The organism is Limibacillus sp. (assembly GCA_037379885.1).
Lineage (GTDB): Bacteria > Pseudomonadota > Alphaproteobacteria > Kiloniellales > CECT-8803 > JARRJC01.
On the sequence record JARRJC010000021.1, the window covers coordinates 1 to 19,405 of the forward strand.

19 protein-coding genes and 2 tRNA genes are annotated in these 19,405 nt (G+C 65.9%); 4 read left to right on the forward strand and 17 right to left on the reverse strand.

All coding sequences use genetic code 11. The annotated features are described in order from the left end of the window. Nucleotides 1-75: 75 nt before the first annotated feature. The gene (locus P8X75_08295) at nt 76-228 is read right to left on the reverse strand and encodes a hypothetical protein (GenBank protein MEJ1995203.1); all 153 of its coding nucleotides are present in this window, start codon (nt 226-228) and stop codon (nt 76-78) included. 142 nt (nt 229-370) lie between these two features. Here P8X75_08295 and P8X75_08300 point away from each other — a divergent pair. Next, a tRNA-Thr gene (locus tag P8X75_08300) sits at nt 371-445 on the forward strand. 35 nt (nt 446-480) lie between these two features. Here the strand turns inward: P8X75_08300 and P8X75_08305 are convergent. The 5 genes from P8X75_08305 to P8X75_08325 form a co-directional block, all read right to left on the reverse strand. Further along, nucleotides 481-1,632 (reverse strand): fatty acid desaturase, encoded by a 1,152-nt coding sequence (locus tag P8X75_08305; GenBank protein MEJ1995204.1) that lies wholly within the window; start codon nt 1,630-1,632, stop codon nt 481-483. A gap of 151 nt (nt 1,633-1,783) precedes the next feature. Further along, nucleotides 1,784-2,599 carry an aspartate dehydrogenase gene (locus tag P8X75_08310; GenBank protein ID MEJ1995205.1) on the reverse strand — a complete coding sequence of 272 codons (816 nt, stop codon included), beginning with the start codon at nt 2,597-2,599 and terminating at the stop codon, nt 1,784-1,786. A 121-nt stretch (nt 2,600-2,720) separates the two neighbouring features. After that, nucleotides 2,721-3,152 (reverse strand): hypothetical protein, encoded by a 432-nt coding sequence (locus P8X75_08315; GenBank protein MEJ1995206.1) that lies wholly within the window; start codon nt 3,150-3,152, stop codon nt 2,721-2,723. A 619-nt stretch (nt 3,153-3,771) separates the two neighbouring features. Continuing rightward, nucleotides 3,772-4,560 (reverse strand): trypsin-like serine protease, encoded by a 789-nt coding sequence (locus P8X75_08320; protein ID MEJ1995207.1) that lies wholly within the window; start codon nt 4,558-4,560, stop codon nt 3,772-3,774. Beyond that, the gene (locus tag P8X75_08325) at nt 4,550-4,804 is read right to left on the reverse strand and encodes a hypothetical protein (protein MEJ1995208.1); all 255 of its coding nucleotides are present in this window, start codon (nt 4,802-4,804) and stop codon (nt 4,550-4,552) included. The genes P8X75_08320 and P8X75_08325 overlap by 11 nt, the downstream gene beginning before the upstream one ends. Nucleotides 4,805-4,972: 168 nt before the next feature. Between P8X75_08325 and P8X75_08330 the strand changes: the two genes are divergently transcribed. Continuing rightward, a complete protein-coding gene (locus tag P8X75_08330; GenBank protein ID MEJ1995209.1) occupies nt 4,973-5,257 on the forward strand; it encodes a hypothetical protein in 285 nt (94 codons plus the stop codon). 33 nt (nt 5,258-5,290) lie between these two features. Here P8X75_08330 and ppdK read toward each other — a convergent pair whose 3' ends face one another. The 6 genes from ppdK to P8X75_08360 all read right to left on the reverse strand — a co-directional run bounded on the left by ppdK (nt 5,291) and on the right by P8X75_08360 (nt 12,476). Further along, entirely contained in the window at nt 5,291-7,966 is a 2,676-nt protein-coding gene (gene ppdK / locus P8X75_08335) for a pyruvate, phosphate dikinase (protein ID MEJ1995210.1), read from the reverse strand. A 19-nt stretch (nt 7,967-7,985) separates the two neighbouring features. Beyond that, nucleotides 7,986-10,082, reverse strand: a complete 2,097-nt coding sequence (gene glyS / locus P8X75_08340) for a glycine--tRNA ligase subunit beta (GenBank protein MEJ1995211.1) — start codon at nt 10,080-10,082, stop codon at nt 7,986-7,988. Next, the gene (locus tag P8X75_08345) at nt 10,082-11,038 is read right to left on the reverse strand and encodes a glycine--tRNA ligase subunit alpha (protein ID MEJ1995212.1); all 957 of its coding nucleotides are present in this window, start codon (nt 11,036-11,038) and stop codon (nt 10,082-10,084) included. The genes glyS and P8X75_08345 overlap by 1 nt, the downstream gene beginning before the upstream one ends. A gap of 101 nt (nt 11,039-11,139) precedes the next feature. Then, complete coding sequence (locus P8X75_08350; GenBank protein MEJ1995213.1) at nt 11,140-11,460, reverse strand: hypothetical protein; 321 nt, start codon at nt 11,458-11,460, stop codon at nt 11,140-11,142. A 33-nt stretch (nt 11,461-11,493) separates the two neighbouring features. Next, nucleotides 11,494-12,258: a methyltransferase gene (locus tag P8X75_08355; GenBank protein ID MEJ1995214.1), complete on the reverse strand. Its 765-nt coding sequence runs from the start codon at nt 12,256-12,258 to the stop codon at nt 11,494-11,496. Next, nucleotides 12,255-12,476, reverse strand: coding sequence for a DUF2007 domain-containing protein (locus P8X75_08360; GenBank protein MEJ1995215.1), 222 nt, complete (start codon nt 12,474-12,476; stop codon nt 12,255-12,257). Before P8X75_08360 ends, P8X75_08355 begins: the two co-directional genes overlap by 4 nt. A gap of 179 nt (nt 12,477-12,655) precedes the next feature. Here P8X75_08360 and P8X75_08365 point away from each other — a divergent pair, with 179 nt between their 5' ends. Continuing rightward, on the forward strand, nt 12,656-13,675 hold the full coding sequence (locus tag P8X75_08365) for a polyprenyl synthetase family protein (GenBank protein ID MEJ1995216.1): 1,020 nt from the start codon (nt 12,656-12,658) through the stop codon (nt 13,673-13,675). A 69-nt stretch (nt 13,676-13,744) separates the two neighbouring features. On the opposite strand, the gene P8X75_08370 is transcribed toward P8X75_08365, so the two are convergent. After that, nucleotides 13,745-13,821 (reverse strand) — tRNA-Pro (locus tag P8X75_08370). A 141-nt stretch (nt 13,822-13,962) separates the two neighbouring features. Here P8X75_08370 and P8X75_08375 point away from each other — a divergent pair. Next, on the forward strand, nt 13,963-14,475 hold the full coding sequence (locus P8X75_08375) for a rhodanese-like domain-containing protein (GenBank protein MEJ1995217.1): 513 nt from the start codon (nt 13,963-13,965) through the stop codon (nt 14,473-14,475). Nucleotides 14,476-14,479: 4 nt separating this feature from the next. Here the strand turns inward: P8X75_08375 and P8X75_08380 are convergent, their stop codons facing one another. The 4 genes from P8X75_08380 to P8X75_08395 form a co-directional block, all read right to left on the reverse strand. Beyond that, nucleotides 14,480-15,232 carry a hypothetical protein gene (locus tag P8X75_08380; GenBank protein ID MEJ1995218.1) on the reverse strand — a complete coding sequence of 251 codons (753 nt, stop codon included), beginning with the start codon at nt 15,230-15,232 and terminating at the stop codon, nt 14,480-14,482. A gap of 122 nt (nt 15,233-15,354) precedes the next feature. Continuing rightward, a complete protein-coding gene (locus P8X75_08385; protein MEJ1995219.1) occupies nt 15,355-16,191 on the reverse strand; it encodes an SUMF1/EgtB/PvdO family nonheme iron enzyme in 837 nt (278 codons plus the stop codon). Nucleotides 16,192-16,197: 6 nt separating this feature from the next. After that, nucleotides 16,198-16,623: a universal stress protein gene (locus P8X75_08390; GenBank protein MEJ1995220.1), complete on the reverse strand. Its 426-nt coding sequence runs from the start codon at nt 16,621-16,623 to the stop codon at nt 16,198-16,200. Between the two features lie 19 nt (nt 16,624-16,642). Further along, on the reverse strand, nt 16,643-19,291 hold the full coding sequence (locus P8X75_08395) for a TRAP transporter permease (GenBank protein MEJ1995221.1): 2,649 nt from the start codon (nt 19,289-19,291) through the stop codon (nt 16,643-16,645). Between the last annotated feature and the right edge of the window lie 114 nt (nt 19,292-19,405).

Below are 19,405 nucleotides of genomic sequence, written 5' to 3' on the forward strand. Positions count from 1 at the left end.
CTCTTTTGCCGGGCAAAGCAGGCCGGAGTGGGGTAGCTGCGCGGCGATTCGCGGCGATTCGATGAGCTTTGCGTATCAGGACTTGCGCGCATGGGCCTGCTGCTTGCGGCGCTTCAGGTTGTCGCGCAGGGCGGCGGCGAGACGCGCCTCGCGGGTCGTCTTGGCGTCTTTCCCACTGCGCTCCCTTTGCTGGGCGGCGGTGTCCTTTTCGGTCTTCTTCTCGCTCATGGGCTCTATCTGCGCCCTGCCGCGCGAAGCGTCAAGACAGGCCTGCCTGAAAGCCGAATTCGGGACTTGCCTTTGCGAGGGGCCGGTGGCATCTTGCGCCCGCTTTTCCGGGGCGGGCCGCTGGCCGCGCCCCCATCGCATCGCCGCCGTAGCTCAGGGGTAGAGCACTCCCTTGGTAAGGGAGAGGTCGACAGTTCAAATCTGTCCGGCGGCACCAGCTTCTTTCAGAATTTCCTTTGGATCAAGAGCCGCTCACGCGACCGCGCCGGCTGTCCGGCTGGCTTGCGCTTCTGCCTTCTCCGCCAGGCGCTCTTGCAGGTGCGGGCGCAGCAGGCAGCCGGTGAGCGGCGTGCCGTCCCAGTCGAGCCAGCGGTGGTTCTCGTAGTCGTAGAGGCGGCAGGTGCGCATGCAGTGCAGGTACCAGCCCGGCGTCCAGCGGGTCGAGACGGCCTGCTCCCCCATGATCTCGTTCAGCCGGGCCTGGGCCTTGCCCGCCCGGTAGAAGGGGATGTTGGGGTTCACGTGGTGGGCCGGGTGCTCGTGGATGTGATAGCTGAGCGCCTGATACCACTTGGGAAAGACGATGTGGGCGGAGATGTCTTCCTGACGGAAGAGATGGCGGTCCGGCGCACTGTCGAACCAGGGAATCTCAGGGTGGCTGTGCTGCATGTAGGTGGTGAAGCTGAAGAGGTGCACCGCCACGTAGAAGGGCAGAAGGAAACCCAGCAGCACCGCCGTCAGGCTCCCGGTCCCTGAGTAGATGGGGGCGGCGGCCAGCAGGCCGACGAAACCCACCGTGTAGACCATCAAGAGCCCGAAGTGGAACCAGGCCCTCTTATGTAGCCGCTCCGGGAAATAGCGGGTCGGGAAGAGCTTGAAGAGGGGAAAGCGCTCCAGGAGGTAGTAGAGCCCCATGCCCAGCGGGGTGCGGTAGACCTTCTCCAGCACCTGGCGCCAGCGCGGCAGCGCGTCGAACTCCGCCTTCGAGAAGGGCTTGTAGAGATCGCGGTGCGGGTCGTTGGTCGCATAGTGGTGCGACTTGTTGTGGTCGTAGAGCCAGAGCCGGTAGTTGAACAGGGTCGGCATGAACCCCAGGATCGAAATCAAGCGGTTGAGCTTCTTCGAGGTGGTGGTGTTGCCGTGGCCCGCGTCATGGGCGATGACCATGAGGGTCGCCTGCTTGAAGCCCGCGGCGACGCCCGCCGCCACCTTCATCCAGAGATCGGGCAGGAACAGCACCCCGGCGATCGCCGCGACCCAGAGCCCGTAGTCGAACAGGAAGAGGGCGACGCCCAACAGGGTATTGGGACGCTTGAAGCGCGCCATTTCGCTGCGCACCTCGGAATAGTCCACATCATGGCCGCGGACGGTCCCGGCGGTCGCGCCGACGCCGTCACGCGCCACCGCCTCACGCCATTGCTGGGATCCTGGAATCGCTCTGGTCGCCAAATCTCAACTCACGTCTTGTTCGTCAGGAACCTTCAAGGGCTCCTTTGATAAGCCAGAATGATTAAACAGCTCATTAATTAAAAATTTCTTTAAATTGGACAGAAACTCAGCTGCCCACCTGAAGGGTGGCGGTGAGCCGGCGCAGGGCCGCGATCACCGACAGCGCGGTGATCTTGCCCGTGCGCGGATTCTCAGCCGAGGGAATGTTCTCGATGGTCATGGTGAGCCGCGCGCTGTCCGATTCGAGCGTGATGGTGTGGGTGTTGCGCGTGACCGAGGGGTCGGCCCAGATTTCCAGGGTGGTCTCGTCCGGGCCGATGCCGGCGAGGCTCAGCGCCGCGGCCACGTTGACGTTCGCGGGAAAGCCGATGGCGCCGTCGCGCGCGCTGCCCTTGAAGACCAGCTTGGCCTCGGTCAAGCCCTCGACCGAGATGTCGTTCTCCAGAAGATGCGGCGCGCCCGCGAGGCCGCCCGGCGGCTTGCGCGTCACCAGCCGCACGCTCTCGATCTCTCCCTCCGCCGCCGCCCTGACGGCGTCCAGCCCGAGCAGAGCGCCGGTCGGCACCAGGATCTTCGCGCCGGTCTCCTTGGCGCGGTCGATCAGCGCCATGCGCGGCAAGAGCGCGCCCACGGAAATGGGAACGAAGATGCGGCCCTGCTCGATGGCGCTGCCGGCCAGTTGGTCGAAGACCTTGGCGGGCGCGCACTCCACCACCACGTCCGCCTGCCCGGCGAGCGCCTCCAGGTCCAGGACCGGAACGGGTTTCTTGAAGTCGGCCATGTTCGCCTTGGCCTTTTCGTGGTCGCGCGCGGAAACGGCGACCAGCTCCAAGCCCTCGATCCCCTGGTCCAGGCGGCGGCCAACGGCCTGGCCGATGGCGCCGAAGCCGCCCAGGGCGACGCGAAGCGGTTTGGTGGTCATGGTCACGGGTCCCCTCGTCTGGAATCGGTCATGGCTCTGGCCGCCAAGGAGAGCCCGGCGGCCGCGCGACTGCAACAGCTTTTGAAAGTAGAAGGGCGCTACGGCGCTTCCAGTGGATCGATCAGTAGCTGGCCACCCAGGCGGCAAAGCCCGCCGCCGTCAGCAGCAGCACCGAGCTTCCGGCGATCTGCATGCGGCGTTGCAGCGCGGCGCCGCCGCCGGTCTGCGCCAGCCGGAAGGGGCTGTTGGGCGCGTCCAGCAGCGTACGCAGCTGCGCCATGTCGCGCTTCACGCTCGGCGGCGCGGACTGAAGGAAGGCGAGCGCGCGCTCAGTCCGCCGGAAGCCGATCCCCTCTTCACTAGACATCGGCTCGATCACGCCCAGCGCCAGACAGCGGCGCAAAGTCTGCGCGTCGATCGGATCGCCCTTGGCGTCAGCCAGGATCAGCAGTCCCGCTTCGTCCTTCGCCACATGGGTCAGCCAATCCAGGTCCTGTTCCCGAAGGACCGAATGGGCCGCCTCCTCCCCTTTGATATTGCGGTCGTTACTCATCGCCAGATTCCCGCCCTGTTTCAGCAGTGGCGAGATTTTATCTCAAACTTTATCGAAAGATCGACGCTTCATGCGTAAGCAGAGCTTCAGCCATTAGGACTTTGTTAATAAACCCTAATTTTTTCAGCGAGATATTTGGCGGCACTTCTCTTTGGACAACCATATCTTGTGCCTGTTGCCCAGAAGTCACGCACAGCGGGCTTCTGCTTTTTGGCCATGACTTCATAATCCTTAACGATAGATTAACAAATAATCTAACGATTTCAGATATTTAATGGACATTTTTTAATTACAATTTGAGAGAAATCTGTTAGAAAGAATCATTGCGCTGGCCGCCAAGGGACGGGGGGCCAGCCGCCCGGAGCCTCCGGGCGAAATGCCGCGCCACTTTTGTCGAGACCCAAAAGGGGAGGAACGGATCATGGCACGCCAAGTAGTGACGATCGTCACGGCGCCGTACAGGCTCTACAACAACTTCATGTGTCTTCGCGCCGTCAACCGGCGGCTGCGCGGCGCAACGGCCTAACAGTTACAGTCTTCCGATTGGTGGGGGAGAGGAAGGGCCGGCGACCCGGACAACGGCGGGGTCGCCGGCCCTTTTTCCTGTCTGAAGGCGCTCTCAGCGCGCGCCCATCGCCGTCAACTGAGAGAACGGCACGGCCAGGCTGAAGGTCCCCTGATCGGCGATCATGAATCCGACGACGATGGCGACGGGGCGGTAGCCCCCCGCCGTTTCCATGAACACCGGCCCGCCCGATCCGCCTTCCACGGTATCGCAGTCCAGCAACCAGATTTTGAGCCGCGCTTCCCGGAAGCTGCATCCGGCATGGCGGGACAGGCGGTAGCGCCGGTCCTTGGCGTAGAAGGCGTAGTCGATCCGCGTGCCCTGTTCGGGAACCACGGAAAGAGGCTCAAGCGGCTCCTGCTCCAACGCCCGGTCCAGGCGGATGAGGGCGATGTCGCGGTGCCGCTCGGCCAGGTCCCGCTGCGCGCTCAACTCGAAACCCGGATGCAAGAGAACCTCGCGCGCCTTGGCGTGGCCCAGGTAGCCGTCCAGGTGCCGCCCGGCGACGAAGTGGATGTCCGAAAGCGCGCGCAAGCGGCCGCTGCCCGGCCAGACCAGACAGTGCGCCGCCGTCACGACCAAGTCCGGCGCGATCAGGGTTCCCGTGCAGAAGACCTCCCCGGCCACATTGACCTTGCCGAGCGAGCGCCAGGGCGCGGCGGTGGCGTCCAGCATCACCCGGTCGTCTTCCCCGATGATGCCCTTGCTGACGGGAGAGGCCGCCGACCACCGGCCGGTAAAGAGGATCGCGAGCGCCAGGAGCGCGGCGGCGCAGACCGGCAAGGAGGCAAGGCGCGAGAAGATGCGACGCTGCTTTGCGAACGACCGCGCTCTACCAATCATCTTCGGCCCGAGGATCTTTCCGTTGTTCGCGAACCCCGGTGCTCTGGTTCAGGTCGTCGAAGATCCCCATGATCGCCGTCTTGTTCAGCACGATGATCGAGGTCTCGTCGTTCTCGAAGGGAATGAACATCCGCTCGTCGTTCAGCAGGTCCAACACCCGGTCGCCCTGGCGCAGGAAGATGCGCCCCTTGACCTCCGATCCGTCCGTCAGCTTGACCCGGACCAGGCGGGAGACTCGGTCCATATGCTGTTCACTTTCATACCTCATGCGGCGAACCCCGGCTGATTGTCGCAATCAGTAATAGTTACACAAATAGCGGGTTTTTGTCCCTGTTTCGCTGAAGGCTTGCCGCAGGGTGCTTTTTGGCGGGTAATAGGTATCTACGATACCGCTTTCGGGAGAAGGTCCCTGATGAGACCTGGCAGGCTTCCACTGATCTACGCCTTGGTGCTGGCCGCGGCTCTCCTCTTGTCCGGCCCGGTGACGGCGCAGCCTTCCGAGGAGAGTCCATCGCTGCTGCTGGAGCGCTTGCTGGAAAGAGGCGGCGCCGAGGCCGGGGATCCGACGACGCAGCTGTCCCAGCGCTGCTGCAAGACCTGCCGCAAGGGCAAAGCCTGCGGCGATAGCTGCATCGCGCGGGAAAAGACTTGCGGAAAGCCCGCCGGCTGCGCCTGCGACGCTCAGCCGCCCCAATAGCGCCTGGAGCCGGCCGGCCTCAGACGTCGCGGCTCAGACGTCGCGCTCGGTTTCCTGAAGCGCGGCCTGGGCCGCCGCCAGACGCGCGATCGGCACGCGGTAGGGCGAGCAGGAGACGTAGTCCAGGCCGGTGTGGTGGCAGAAACGCACCGAGGCGGGATCGCCGCCATGCTCTCCGCAGATGCCGAGCTTGATGCCGGGGCGCGTCTTCTGGCCCCGCTCCACGGCCATGGCGACCAGCTGGCCGACGCCCTCCTGATCCAGGGAGACGAAGGGGTCCTGCTCCAGGAGGCCCTGCGCCTCATAGGCGGGCAGGAAGTTCCCGGCGTCGTCGCGCGACAGGCCGTAGACCGTCTGCGTGAGGTCGTTGGTGCCAAAGGAGAAGAACTCCGCCTCCTCGGCGATGCGGTCGGCCAGGAGGCAGGCGCGCGGCAGCTCGATCATGGTGCCGACAAGATAGTCGATCTTGGTGCCGGTCTCCGCGAAGACGGCCTCGGCCACCTCCCTCACCTGCGCGGTCAGTCGCTCCAGCTCGGATTCCAGAGAGACCAGCGGGATCATCACCTCGACCAGAGGCGCTTGCCCGCTGTCCTTCTGGACCTTGCAGGCCGCCTCGAAGATGGCGCGGGCCTGCATCTGGTAGATCTCGGGATAGGTGATGGCGAGACGGCAGCCGCGGTGCCCCAGCATGGGATTGGTCTCGGAGAGCTTGGCGACCCGGTCGCGCAGCATCTCGACGGAGACGCCCGCGGCCTCGGCCACCTCGGCGTATTCCTCTTCCTGATGCGGCAGGAATTCGTGCAGCGGCGGATCGAGCAGGCGGATGGTGACCGGCAGCCCGGCCATGATCTTGAAGATCTCCTCGAAGTCGGCGCGCTGCATGGGCAGCAGCTTGGCGAGCGCCTTCTCCCGGCCGCTGGTGCTGTCGGCCAGGATCATCTCGCGCACGGAGATGATGCGGTCGGCGTCGAAGAACATGTGCTCGGTACGGCAAAGACCGATGCCCTCCGCCCCGAAATTGACCGCCGTGCGGCAGTCCAGCGGGGTCTCGGCGTTGGTGCGCACCTTGAGGCGGCGGATGTCGTCGGCCCAGCCCATCAGCACGGCGAAGTCGCCGGAAAGCTCGGGCTGGATGGTCGGCACCTTGCCCTTGTAGATCTCGCCCGAGGAGCCGTCGATGGTGATGACCTCGCCGCCCTTCAGCTCCACGTCACGCACACGGATCACCCCGGCGCGGTAGTCGATGCGTAGTTCTCCGGCGCCCGCCACGCAGGCCCGGCCCATGCCGCGCGCCACCACGGCGGCGTGGCTGGTCATGCCGCCGCGCGTGGTCAGGATGCCCTTGGCGGCGTGCATGCCGTGGATGTCCTCCGGGCTGGTCTCGACCCGGCAGAGGATCACGGCGTCGCCCTGCCCGGCCCGCTTCTCCGCCTCCTCGGCGGAAAAGACGATGATGCCGGAAGCAGCGCCGGGAGAGGCCGGCAGGCCGCGCGCGATCATCTCGCGCTGCGCGTCGGGATCGAGGGTCGGGTGCAAAAGCTGGTCGAGCTGCTGCGGGTCGATGCGGGTGATGGCCTCTTCCTTGGTGATGAGGCCTTCTTCGACCATGTCACAGGCGATCTTGAGCGCGGCGGGCGTGGTGCGCTTGCCGCTGCGGGTCTGGAGCATGTAGAGCTTGCCGCCCTGGACCGTGAACTCCAGGTCCTGCATGTCGCGGTAGTGACCCTCCAGCCGCGCGCGCACCTCGTCCAGCTGCTTGAAGACCTCGGGCATGGCCTCTTCCATGGAGGGCAGGTCCGAATGGCTCTCCTCGCGGGCGATCTTGGTCAGGGACTGGGGCGTGCGGATGCCCGCCACCACGTCCTCGCCCTGGGCGTTGACCAGGAACTCGCCATAGAAGCGGTGCTCGCCGGTCGAGGGGTTGCGGGTGAAGGCGACGCCGGTCGCGCAGTCGTCGCCCATGTTGCCGAAGACCATGGCCTGGACGTTGACCGCCGTGCCCCAGCTCTCGGGAATGTCGTGCAGCTTCCTGTAGGTGATCGCGCGCTGGTTCATCCAGGAACCGAAGACGGCGGCGATGGCGGCCCAGAGCTGCGCTTCGGGGTCCTGCGGAAAGGGCTCGCCGGTTTCCTGCTCCACACTCTCCTTGTACTGCTTGATGACGGCCTGCCAGTCCTCGGCCGAAAGTTCGGTGTCGAGCGAGAGGCCCCGGTCCTCCTTGGCCAACTCCAGGATCTCCTCGAAGTTGTGGTGATCCACGTCCAGCACCACGTTGGAGAACATCTGGATGAAACGGCGGTAGCTGTCGTAGGCGAAGCGCGCATCGCCCGAGCGCTTGGCGAGGCCCGCCACGGTCTCGTCGTTGAGGCCCAGGTTCAGCACCGTGTCCATCATGCCGGGCATGGAGGCGCGCGCGCCCGAGCGGACGGAGACCAGCAGCGGGTTCTCCGGATCGCCGAACTTGGCGCCGACCTCGCGCTCGACCTTGGCCAGCGCCTCGGCCAGCTGCGCTTTCAGCTCATCGGGATAGCCGCCCTTGGAGTCGGTGTAGTGGGTGCAGACCTCGGTCGTGATGGTGAAGCCGGAGGGCACCGGCAGGCCCAGCGAAGACATCTCCGCCAGGTTGGCGCCCTTGCCGCCCAGAAGGTTGCGCATCTCGGCCCGGCCGTCCGCCGTGCCTCCGCCGAAAGAGTAGACCCACTTGGTCATGGCTTTTCCGTCTTCCTTTCTAACCTTCGATCTTCGAGAAGTCCGCGACACCTTCGAGCGTCGCCTTGATGGCGTTCAAGAGCCGCAGGCGATTGGCCCTGAGCGACGCCTCCTCCGCATTCACCGTCACCTTGTCGAAAAAGGCGTCCACCGGCCCGCGCAAAGCCGCCAGGGCGTCCATGGCGGCTGCGAAGTCCTCGGCCTTGAGCGCCTCCTGCACCTTGTCCTGGGCCGCGCCCAAGGCATCGGCCAAGGCCTTCTCCTCAGGAGCGTCGAACAGGCTGGCGTCCGGCGTCTCCGCATAGCGCGCGCCGTCCTTCTTCTCTTCGATCTGTACGATGTTCGCCGCACGCCGGTAGGCCGTGAGCAGGTTGGAGCCCGCCTCGCTCTCCACCAGCGCCTGGAGCGCCTGCACCTTCGAAATCGCGCTCACCAGATCGTCGATGCCACCGCCCTCAAGAACGGCGGCGATCAGGTCGAAGCGGACTCCTTGATCCTTCAAGGCCACCTTCAAGCGATCGGAGAAGAAGGAGAGAAGGTGCCCTTCGTTGAAGCGATGCTCCCTCTTGAACGCGGAGCCGTAGCAATCATAGGCCTTGTTGAACACGCTGAGCAGTTCCAGCCGCAGATTGTTCTCAAGAATGAGACGGATCACGCCCAGGGCCGCGCGGCGCAACGCATAAGGGTCCTTCGAGCCGGTCGGCAGCTCATTGATCGCCCAGAAGCCGACCAGCGTGTCCAGCTTGTCGGCCAGCGCGACGGCCACCGAGGTCGGCGCGGAGGGGCAGGCGTCATTGGGACCCAGGGGCGAATAGTGCTCGGCGATGGCCTCGGCGACTTCGTCGTGCTCATTGTCTGCCTTGGCATAGTAGCGGCCCATGATGCCCTGAAGTTCAGGGAACTCCCCCACCATGCCGGTCGTGAGGTCGGCCTTGGCGAGGCGCGCGGCGGAGCGCACACGGTCCACCTCGGCGCCCTCGATATCCTTCGCCAGCGCCACGGCTAGGCTGGTGATCCGGTCCACCTTGTCCTCGACCGTGCCGAGCTTGGCGTGGAAGACCACCTGCTTCAGATCGGAGACCCGCGATTGCAGCGTGCGCTTCCTGTCCTGGTCCCAGAAGAAGCGCGCGTCGGAGAGGCGCGCGCGCAGGACACGCTCGTTGCCCGCGACGATGTTCTTCTCCAACGGCGAGCCCGTTTCGACCTCGCAGTCGGCCACCAGAAGGAAGTGCGGGGCCAGCGAGCCGTCGCGCTGGGTCAGCGAGAAGTACTTCTGATGGCTGCGCATGGAGGTGCTGAGCACCTCGGCCGGCAGGTCCATGAAGCTCTCGTCGATGGCGCCGACCAGGACCGTCGGCCATTCCACCAGCCCCACGACCTCGTCCAGCAGCCCTTCGTCCTTCTTGACCCGGACGCCCAGGTTCATGGCCGCCACGTCGGCGCGGCTCTCGATGGAGTTGCGGCGCTGCTTGGGGTCCAGCACGACCCCCTGCCCCAGCAGCCCTTTCCTGTAGCTCTCGAAGTCCGTGACGGTGAAAGCGCCCTGCCCCATGAAGGGATGGCCGCTGGCCGTCGCGCCGAAGCTCAGCTGCGCGCCGCCGCCCAGGTCGAGCCCGCCGTCCAGAACCTTGCCGTCGAAGACCGCGAGGATGGAGCGCAAGGGGCGCACCCAGCGGAACTCGCCCTCCGCCCAGCGCATGGACTTGGGCCAGGGCATGGCGCGGATCACGCCTTCCAGCAGGCCGGGCAGCACCTCTTTCGTCGGCCTGCCTTCAATCTTCTTCACGGCGAACCAGAAGTTGCCCTTGCCGGTGTCGCGCAGCTCGGCCTGCTCCAGGCTTTCCAGGCCGTTGCCCTTGAGGAAGCCCTGGATCGCCTGATCGGGCGCGCCCTCGCGGGGGCCGCGCTTTTCCTCCTCCACGTCCGGCTGCCGCTCGGGCAAGCCTGCAACGGTGAGCGCGAGGCGGCGCGGCGTCACGAAGCAGGCCGCGCTCTCGTAGTCCAGCCCGGCCTTCTTCAGGGCCTCTTCCATCAGGCGCTGGAGATCGCGCGCCGCCCCCGCCTGCATGCGCGCGGGTATCTCCTCGGAGCGCAACTCGACGACGAGCTCGGCCATCAGGACGCCTCCCCGCCGTTGCCTTTACCGACCCAGGCCTCGCAGGAGCCCTTGGCCAGCGCGCGCACCCGGCCGATGTAGGCCTGGCGCTCGGTGACCGAGATCACGCCGCGCGCATCCAGGAGGTTGAAGAGGTGGCTGGCCTTCATGCACTGGTCGTAGGCGGGCAGCGCCAGTCCGGCGGCGAGCGCGTTCTTGCACTCGGCCTCCGCGTCCGCGAAGTGGCGGAACAGCGCCTCGGTGTCGGCCTGCTCGAAGTTGTAGGCGGAGAACTCCTTTTCCGCCCGCAGGAAGACATCGCCGTAGGTCTTGCCGCCCTGCGCGTCCTCGATCCCGTCCCAATCCAGGTCGTAGACGTTCTCGATGCCCTGGACATACATGGCCAGACGCTCAAGCCCGTAGGTCAGCTCGACCGGGACCGGGTGGCAGTCGATGCCGCCGACCTGCTGGAAATAGGTGAACTGCGTCACCTCCATGCCGTCGCACCAGACCTCCCAGCCGAGGCCCCAGGCGCCCAGAGTCGGGCTTTCCCAGTCGTCCTCGACGAAGCGGATGTCGTGCTCCTCGGCGCGGATGCCGATGGCCTCCAGGCTGCCCAGGTAGAGCTGCTGGATGTTCTCCGGCGAGGGCTTCATCAGCACCTGATACTGGTAGTAGTGCTGCAAGCGATTGGGGTTCTCGCCATAGCGCCCGTCGGTCGGGCGGCGCGAGGGCTGCACGTAAGCGCAGTTCCAGTGGTGGTCCGGCCCGAGACTCCTGAGCGTGGTCGCGGGATGGAAAGTGCCGGCCCCCACCTCCATGTCGTAGGGCTGGAGGATGACGCAGCCCTTGTCGGCCCAGTAGCTCTGAAGTGTCAGGATCAGGCGTTGAAAGCAGCGCTCGCGGTCGACCAGTTTCTTGGGACCGCGCGCGGGGCTCGCCGTTTTGTTTCCGTTCTGGGCTTCCTGGGCGCTCATCTCTCGCCGGACCGTCCTCTATCGCCTCTGTTGCGCTGCAAAAAGGTGCGGCAGATTAGCCAGCGCTCCTCGGGGAATCAAACGCCAATCAGTAGGGGCAATCAGTAAGGACAGTCGCCCCGTCCGCAGTTGCTCGGCTTGGAGGAGGGCACGTAGGCTCCGCAGACCTTGCACTCCACCATCTCCTCGGCCTCGGCGGCGGCCTTCTTGGACCAGGGCGCGCGCCACTTGCCGCCCTTGGGGTCGCTTTTCGCGGCCGCCTGTTCCGCGGCCCGCTGCTCGGCCCGGCGCTGATCCTTGCGCTTGTCGAACTCGCCCTGGCGCTCGCGCTCCTTCTGCCAGCGCCCGACCATGCGGAAGGCGTACCAGACGGCGCCGACGATGCCGATGAGGACAAGTATCTTCTGGAAGGAGAACAACATGGGCCTGTCTTATGACCGCCGCGCGGGTTTCGGTCAAGAACCCGTAAGATCGAGCGCGCCCGCATCGCGCAGGACTCGCTCGGCCTCTGCGCTGTAACCGCCCCCCGCGGCGTGGAGCGTCAGCCCGCGCGCGAGGGTGAAGGGCGCCTTGCTCTGTTTTATTCCCTGCACGAGCACGCGCCGCGCCGGTTTCTCCGGCCCCGCCCAGAGCGGATAGACGACAAGAGCGCCCGCCCTGCCCTCCAACCCGGCGAGCAGGGCGGAGAGCCGGTCCGCGCGCTGGATGAAGGTCACGCTGCCGCCGTCCTTTACGTGGGTGAGCGCCGCGCGGATCCAGTCCGCCAGCCGGACCTCCCCCTCCATGTCGGCCAGACGGCGGGTCTCCTTGGGCGAGGCCGTGGCCTTGCCTTCCTCCAGGTAGGGCGGGTTGGCCATGACGTGATCGAAGCCGGCGGGCGCAATGCGCGGCGGCGGCTGCCGCAGGTCGCCGACGACCGGGGCGAAGCGCTTCTCCAGGCCGTTGATCCGGGCGTTCTCCGCCGCCAAGGCGACCAGCGGACGCTGGATATCGATCCCCGTGACCCGCGCCTCGGGCTGGCGCGCCAGAAGACAGAGGGCCGCCCCGCCGACGCCGCAGCCGAGGTCCAGCAGGCTCTCTCCCGGACCGGCGGGAACGGCGGCGGCCAGGAACACGCTGTCGATGGCGATCCGGAATCCCGCGCGCGGCTGGCGCAACAGCAGACGCCCGCCCAAGAGACGGTCCTCGCTGACCTCCAGACCGGCGCTTCCTTCCGTCATGACACGCCCGGCAGCTCTTCGCCCGCTTCCTGAAGGACCCGGCGGGCGTCGTCGTAGTCTTCGTTCAGCACGGCCAGGCGGCGTTGCAGCAGGGGCAGGCTGCCTTCCAGCACCGACATGTGATTGTCGAGCAGATAGCTCTCGATCCCGGCATCGCTCAAGAGAGCCTGAAGCCAGGACAGCTTGACCGGATCGTTGCTGCGTACCAGTTCCTTCATGGCGTCCCCCACCCCCCTTTCAGCGCGTGCCTCCGCGGGGAGGCGGCGCCTGACCATGGCTGGGCTTGACGCTTCCCCGCGTCCGCCTATGCTGCCAGCAATAAGCAGCTTGCGCCAAGCCGGAGAAGAAGGCATAGCCATCCGGCCGCATGCAAGAGACCCGTCGGGAGACTAGAAACTTGGCCGTCGTCGCCGGAGCCACCAACCTGAACAAGGATAGGAGCGAGCCGCTCGCCCTGCTCCGTGCGCTGGTCGAAGACGACCTGAAGCGCGTCAACAGCACCATCGTCGAGCGCATGCAGTCGCCGGTCGCGCTGATCCCGCAGCTTGCGGGGCACATCGTGGCGGCGGGCGGCAAGCGCCTGCGCCCGGTCCTGACGCTGGCCTCGGCCCGTCTCTGCGGCTACGAGGGCGAGCGCCACGTGGCGCTGGCCGCCTGTGTCGAGTTCATCCACACCGCCACGCTGCTGCACGACGACGTGGTCGATGAGAGCGACCTGCGCCGCGGCCTCAAGACCGCCAACGCCGTCTGGGGCAACAAGGCCAGCGTGCTGGTCGGCGACTTCCTCTTCTCGCGCGCCTTCCAGTTGATGGTGGCCGACGGCTCCTTGAAGGTCCTGAAGATCCTCTCCGACGCCTCTGCGGACATCGCCGAGGGCGAGGTGGGCCAGTTGATGACCGCCAACAACACGGCGACCGGCGAGAAGGAATACATGGACGTTATCTGCGCCAAGACGGCGGTGCTCTTCGCCGCCGCCGCCGAGGTGGGCGCGGTCGTGGCCGAACGGCCCGAGGCCGAGGAAGCCGCCTTGCGCGAATACGGCATGTCCCTGGGCATCGCCTTCCAGCTCGTCGACGACGTTCTGGACTACTCCGCCGAACAGGCGGCCCTCGGCAAGTCGGTCGGCGACGACTTCCGCGAAGGCAAGGTGACGCTGCCGGTCGTCCTGGCCTTCCAGCGCGGCGACGAGGAAGAGAAGGCCTTCTGGCGGCGCTGCATCGAGGAGGTCGAGCAGGAGGACGCCGATCTCGCCAAGGCGCAGGCGCTGATGAAGAAGCACGGCACGCTGGAGGAAACCATGGCGCGCGCGCAAGAGCATGCCGCCGCCGCGCGGCGCGCGCTCTCGATCTTCCCCGACCGGCCGGAGAAGGAGGCGCTCGACCTCCTGGCCGAGTTCGCGGTCTCCCGCGCCTACTGATCCCGGACAAGAAAAAGCCGCGGAAGAGACCGTCGTTCCGGTTCTCGCCGCGGCTTTTGTCTTTGCTGATGGTCGGGGAGAGAGGATTCGAACCTCCGGCCCCTACGTCCCGAACGTAGTGCTCTACCAGGCTGAGCTACTCCCCGTCAGGCGAGCGGGTTTATAGCCAACCACGGCGGTCGGTGCAAGCGGCGTTTCCTTACAGAGAGCCCGGCTTCACTTCTGCGCGATAGCGGCGCGCGCAGGCTTGTTGACGCCGGCGCAGCAGGCCTATTTTCAAAGGCGTCATGGAACAGTCGAACAAGGACCGACGCAGAACCGGCTGGATCTCGCCGCGCCGTCTGGCTTCGGCGCTCTTCGCCTTTACGCTGCTGGTGCTCGTCGGCCCCGCAAACGGTCCCTACCAGCGGGCCGCCGCTCAGCAGCCGGTCCCCGACCTCTCCGCGCCCGAGGCCGAAGCCCGGATGCAGGAAGACGGCCTGCTCCTGATCGATGTGCGCTCAAAGCTCGAATGGGCGGAGACCGGCATCCCAAAAGGCGCTGAAGCGATCACCATTCACGAGCCGCGAGGCGTCGGATACTTCGTCATGAAGGTGAGCGAGGCCGCAGGCGGCGAGCGCGACCGGCCCATCGCCTTCATCTGCGCGACCGGCGTGCGCTCGGCCTATGCCTACAGCCTCTTGAAGGAAGCGGGCTTTTCTGAGCTCTACAACATCACCGAAGGGATGCTGGGCAACCCGCGCCATGGCCCCGGCTGGCTGAAACGCGGCCTGCCGACCGAACCCTGCCCGGATTGCTAGCGCCTCACGCGCCCAGCGCGCGGCCGACCTTCTGGATCTGGTCCTGCAGGTCGATGCGCATCATGGAGGTGATCTCCAGGGAGCGGTCTTCGAAGACCTCGTCGCTGGGGCTGTCCTTGGCCCAGTCCTCCACGAAGCGGTCGCGCGCCAGGATCAGTTCGCGGACCTGCGGGCGGAACAGCACCAGCAGCGCCCCGATCCAGCGGTTGACCGGCCAGGAGGGCCGCGCGTGGTCGATCTCGAATCGGTCGAGCATGGCGATCACGTCCTCGGCCTTGTACCAGACCTCTCCGGTGACCCAGCGGTTGGTGGTGAAGAGACCGAAGGGAAAGCCCGCGGAGTCCATGGTCACCGCGATCAGGTGGCTCAGATGGTCGTTGGGGTCCTCCGGCAGGGTCGAGCCCGGCACCTTCGCCGGCTTGATCCCGCGCGGCATGCCCTTGGGCCGCAGGAAGGTGTGGAAGTGGCCGTGCTCGTTGCTCAAGCGCTCATCGAAGGGATGGGCGTGGTAGTAGTACTGCGAATGGGTTTCCCGGTCGTAGACGTCGCCGGAGGGATAGTGGTCCCACTCGTAGAAGGTGCCGGCGTCGCGCAGCAGCTCGCCCACCACGTTGTCGCCGGTCTTGGCCAGGATGCGGTGAATCTCCACCACCTCGTGCCCGGCCTCGGCCATCGTCTCCAGCTCCTTTTTCGGCAGCTTTGCGAAATCGACGCTGGAGGTGATGAGCGCCTTGTTGACGACTTCTTCGGTTCTCATGGCGGTGCTTGCAACTCCGAGGGAAACTTATCTTCCCCTAAAACCTAGCGATTCGCCGTCCGCTTACAAGCATCCCTTGAAGGCCGTCGCGCGCTTGTGATGATCAAGTGAGCGAGCGCGCTTCAGGGAGCCTCGCGCAGCAGCCGGAAGCCGATCAGGATGTGCTTTATGTCTTCGGGCCGCCCGTGCCGGGAGGCCGGACGGCAGACACCGCACCCCGAATCGTCCCATGAACCGCCGCGCACCAGATAGCGCCCCTCGCCCGCCGGGTCGGCTGTCCACTCGAAGACCTGTCCTGCGGGATCGAGCAGTCCGAAGGGGCTCGCGCCGTCCGGAAAGCTGCCGACCGGAAGCGTGTCGAAGGGTCCGGCGTCGTGGCTGTTGAGCTTCGAGGGGTCCCAGGCGCCGCCCCAGGGAAAGAGCCGGCCATCGGTGCCGCGCACCGCCTTCTCCCATTCCCGGCCGCTCGGCAAGCGCCAGCGCTGCCCCGTCTTCCCGCTCAGCCAGCGCGCGTAGGCCTGGGCGTCGCCGTGGCTGACCAGCACCACGGGATGCTCCAGGCGGCCCTCGGGCGGCGCGCCCTCCTTCCAGGCGTGGCGGCGGGTGCGTTCATAGGGGTGGATCAGGCCATAGCCACGCCAGGTCTCGGGATCGACCCCGGGCGCGCGATGGCCGGTGTCAGCGATGAAGGCGGCGTATTGACGGTTGGTGATCGGCGTGCGGGTGATGAGGTAGGCGCCGGTTTGCGCCTCCTGCCGGGGCGGCTCATCCTCGTACCAGCCCTGCCTGCGGGTGACGGAATGGCCGTAAGCAGCCTCGTCCAGGCGGTAAGCCGTCTCTCGTTCCGCAGCGTCGGAGCCCTCGATGAAAGGGCCGGACGGGAAGGCGGCCCCGGACTTGCCTCTGCCCGAGACCGTCCCGATCCCGGCCGGCAGCGCGGCCAGGAGACGCAGAGCCATTTCGCCCTAGCGGACCACCAGCACCGAGCAGGCCGCGTGGCTGACCACCTTGGAGGCGTTGGAGCCCAGGAGATGGTCCTCGAACTCCGGACGGTGGGAGGCCATGACGATCAGGCCGCAGCCGGTCTCCTTCGCCGCCTGCAGAATCTCCCGCGAGATCGACCCGTGCCCGACGATGTGCTGCGTCGCGACCTCCGCCGGGATGGTCTCCGCCGACCAGGCGTGGAGGTCCTCGCGGGCCTTATCCAGCGCCTTCTCCTCGAAGTCCGCGGGAAAGAAGCTGCCGACGATCGACATCTTGTAGTCCGGCACGACGGTTACGAGGTGCAGGGTCGCCCCGAAGGACTTGGCGTACTCCACGGCGGTGGTGACGGCCTTGGCCTGGCTTTTGAGATGCCCCAGGTCGACGGCCAGAAGGATGTCCTTGTACATCGCTCTCTCCCCTTTTTCCTCAGAAGGCCGGCACGTCGGTGCGGCGGCGTTGCAGGAAGATCACCAAGGCCAGCAGCAGGAGCGCCGGAAGGTAGAAGATCTCCTTGAAGATACGGTCCTTCTCGACCTCAACCGCGGTGACTTGGACGGGCTCGTCGGCATAGAAGTCGAAGCCGATCAGCTTCCTGCCCGGAACCGAACCGACCTCACCGGGACGGAAGGGCTCTTCCAGGATCACCTGATCGCCTTCCACCACGACCTGAAGGTCTTCGCGCTGCAGGCGCGCCACGCCATCCGATTCGGGCGGACCCAGCGGCAGCATGAGGTGCATGGAGCCGATCTTGTCCGGGTTGTTGTAGTCCGGCCCTTCGATCACGACCCGCAACTCCCCGTCGGCGGGCGCCTGGGCGGCGCGTTCCACCACCGCCGTCGGCGGCAGGATTTCATAGGGCGGGTCGATCATGTCGAGCCAGAACCCAGGCCGGAAGAGCGTGAAGGCGATCAAGAGCAGCGCGACCGCCTCCCAAACCTTGTTGCGGGCGAAGAAGTAGCCTTGTGTCCCTGCCGCGAACAACAACATGGCGAAGGTCGCGATGGCGAAGACGAAGACGCCCTCCAGGAAGGTCACGTCGATCAGCAGCAGGTCGGTGTTGAAGATGAAGAGGAAGGGCAGCGCCACGGTCCTCAGCGAATAGTAGAAGGCCGTGAAGCCCGTCTTGATGGGATCACCGCCGGAGATCGCCGCCGCCGCGAAGGAGGCGAGACCCACGGGCGGGGTCACGTCGGCCATGATGCCGAAGTAGAAGACGAAGAGGTGCACGGCGATCAGCGGCACGATCAGGCCGTTCTGCGCGCCCACCTCGACCACGACGCCGGCCATGAGCGAGGAGACCACGATGTAGTTGGCCGTGGTCGGCAAGCCCATGCCAAGGATCAGGCTGAAGATCGCGACCAGCACCAGCATCAGCATCAGGCTGCCGCCGGACAGGAACTCGATGAAGGTCCCGATCACCTGGTGCGCGCCGGTCAGAGAGATGGTGCCGACGATGATGCCGGCGATGGCCGTTGCGACCGCGATGCCGATCATGTTCCGGGCGCCGGCGATCAAGCCTTCGAACATCTCCCAGAAGCCCTTCTTGACGCCGAGCGCGATTTCACCCGCGCGGCCGCGGAACAGCCCCTTGATGGGGTGCTGGGTCAGCAGGATGAAGATCATCGCGACCGTCGCCCAATAGGCCGAGAGGCCGGGCGAGAGACGCTCGATCATCAGGCACCAGACCAGCGTGACGATGGGCAGAAGGTAGTAAAGGCCCGAGAGCACCGTCGGCTTGACTTCCGGCAGGCTGACCACGGGCGAGTTGGGATCGTCGACCTCCAGGTCGGGAACCCGCGCGGAAACCGCCACCAGCGCCACGTAGACAGCCGCGAAAAGCAGGGAGACCACGTAGACCGTGCTGTCGCCCGCCAGATCCTTGATCCAGCCCAGGCCGTAGTAGGTGATGGCCGCCAGGATGCCGATGCCCGCGAAGCCGCCGACCATGCCGGTCAGCTTGCGCAAGACGGTCTGCGCCGCGCCGGGCTTGGGCAGGCCCTTCATGTTGGCCTTCAGCGCTTCCAGGTGAACGATGTAGAGCAGCGCGATGTAGGAGATCGAGGCCGGCAGCACCGCGTGGCGCACCACCTCAAGATAGGTGACGTTGGCGTACTCGATCATCAAGAAGGCGGCGGCGCCCATGACAGGCGGCATGATCTGACCGTTGACCGAGGAGGCGACTTCGGTAGCACCCGCCTTTTCCGGCGTGAAGCCGACGCGCTTCATCAAGGGAATGGTGAAGGTGCCGGTGGTCACGGTGTTGGCGATCGAAGAACCCGAGATCAGACCGGTCATGGCCGAGGAGACCACGGCCGCCTTGGCCGGACCGCCCCGCAGGTGGCCGAGCAGCGCGAAAGCCACCTTGATCAGGTAGTTGCCCGCTCCCCCCTTGTCGAGCAAGGAGCCGAACAGCACGAAGAGGAAGATCATCGAGGTCGAGACGTCGACGGCGATGCCGAACACGCCCTCGGTCTGCATCCAGAAGTGCCACATGGCCTTGCCGTAGGATGCGCCCTTCCACTGGATCACCTCGGGGATGAAGGGTTGCGACCCGAAGAAGACGTAGACCAGGAAGACCGATGCGACGATCACCAAGGGCAGGCCGAGCGCCCTGTAGGCCGCGATCATCAGGACCACGATGCCGATGGTGGACATCACCAGATCGGCGGTGGTCGGCAGGCCCGCGCGCAGCGCGATCTGGTCCTGGAAAACCAGCAGATAGAAGCAGGCCGCCACGCCGAGCAGCCCCAGGATCCAGTCGTACCAGGGAATGTAGTTGCGGGGCGATGACTTGAATAGCGGATAGGACATGGCCGCCAGGAGCAGCGCGAAGGCGACATGCACCGCGCGCGCTTCACTGAGGCTGAAAACCAGGTTGATGCCCAGGTACTCGTTGATGAGCCCGGGTACGTTGGATGCGTAATAAAGCTGGAAGAGCGACCAGAGCAGCGCGATGGCCGTCATGAGGATCGCGATGACGCCCCCGGGTTGGCGGTTGCCGGTATCGGCGGAGGCGACCAAATCTTCAAGATCGACGCCCGGCTTTTCCTTGTCGGCTTGGGTCTGTTCGCTCATCTGCTTTCCCCTGCTGGAAGGCCCCCTTCTCGAAGGCGTTGGCGTGGACTTTCTGCCCGCCTCTTTCGCTTGGGACCGTGTGCCCCCACAGTCCCTAATTTTCTTATTGTTCTC

Excerpts from the sequence above, each read along its gene's own strand:
- P8X75_08295 (MEJ1995203.1), bottom strand. The coding sequence starts at position 228 with ATGAGCGAGAAGAAGACCGAAAAGGACACCGCCGCCCAGCAAAGGGAG.
- P8X75_08310 (MEJ1995205.1), bottom strand. The coding sequence starts at position 2,599 with ATGACCACCAAACCGCTTCGCGTCGCCCTGGGCGGCTTCGGCGCCATC.
- P8X75_08315 (MEJ1995206.1), bottom strand. The coding sequence starts at position 3,152 with ATGAGTAACGACCGCAATATCAAAGGGGAGGAGGCGGCCCATTCGGTC.
- P8X75_08320 (MEJ1995207.1), bottom strand. The coding sequence starts at position 4,560 with ATGATTGGTAGAGCGCGGTCGTTCGCAAAGCAGCGTCGCATCTTCTCG.
- P8X75_08325 (MEJ1995208.1), bottom strand. The coding sequence starts at position 4,804 with ATGGACCGAGTCTCCCGCCTGGTCCGGGTCAAGCTGACGGACGGATCG.
- P8X75_08330 (MEJ1995209.1), top strand. The coding sequence starts at position 4,973 with ATGAGACCTGGCAGGCTTCCACTGATCTACGCCTTGGTGCTGGCCGCG.
- ppdK (MEJ1995210.1), bottom strand. The coding sequence starts at position 7,966 with ATGACCAAGTGGGTCTACTCTTTCGGCGGAGGCACGGCGGACGGCCGG.
- glyS (MEJ1995211.1), bottom strand. The coding sequence starts at position 10,082 with ATGGCCGAGCTCGTCGTCGAGTTGCGCTCCGAGGAGATACCCGCGCGC.
- P8X75_08345 (MEJ1995212.1), bottom strand. The coding sequence starts at position 11,038 with ATGAGCGCCCAGGAAGCCCAGAACGGAAACAAAACGGCGAGCCCCGCG.
- P8X75_08350 (MEJ1995213.1), bottom strand. The coding sequence starts at position 11,460 with ATGTTGTTCTCCTTCCAGAAGATACTTGTCCTCATCGGCATCGTCGGC.
- P8X75_08355 (MEJ1995214.1), bottom strand. The coding sequence starts at position 12,258 with ATGACGGAAGGAAGCGCCGGTCTGGAGGTCAGCGAGGACCGTCTCTTG.
- P8X75_08360 (MEJ1995215.1), bottom strand. The coding sequence starts at position 12,476 with ATGAAGGAACTGGTACGCAGCAACGATCCGGTCAAGCTGTCCTGGCTT.
- P8X75_08375 (MEJ1995217.1), top strand. The coding sequence starts at position 13,963 with ATGGAACAGTCGAACAAGGACCGACGCAGAACCGGCTGGATCTCGCCG.
- P8X75_08380 (MEJ1995218.1), bottom strand. The coding sequence starts at position 15,232 with ATGAGAACCGAAGAAGTCGTCAACAAGGCGCTCATCACCTCCAGCGTC.
- P8X75_08385 (MEJ1995219.1), bottom strand. The coding sequence starts at position 16,191 with ATGGCTCTGCGTCTCCTGGCCGCGCTGCCGGCCGGGATCGGGACGGTC.
- P8X75_08390 (MEJ1995220.1), bottom strand. The coding sequence starts at position 16,623 with ATGTACAAGGACATCCTTCTGGCCGTCGACCTGGGGCATCTCAAAAGC.
- P8X75_08395 (MEJ1995221.1), bottom strand. The coding sequence starts at position 19,291 with ATGAGCGAACAGACCCAAGCCGACAAGGAAAAGCCGGGCGTCGATCTT.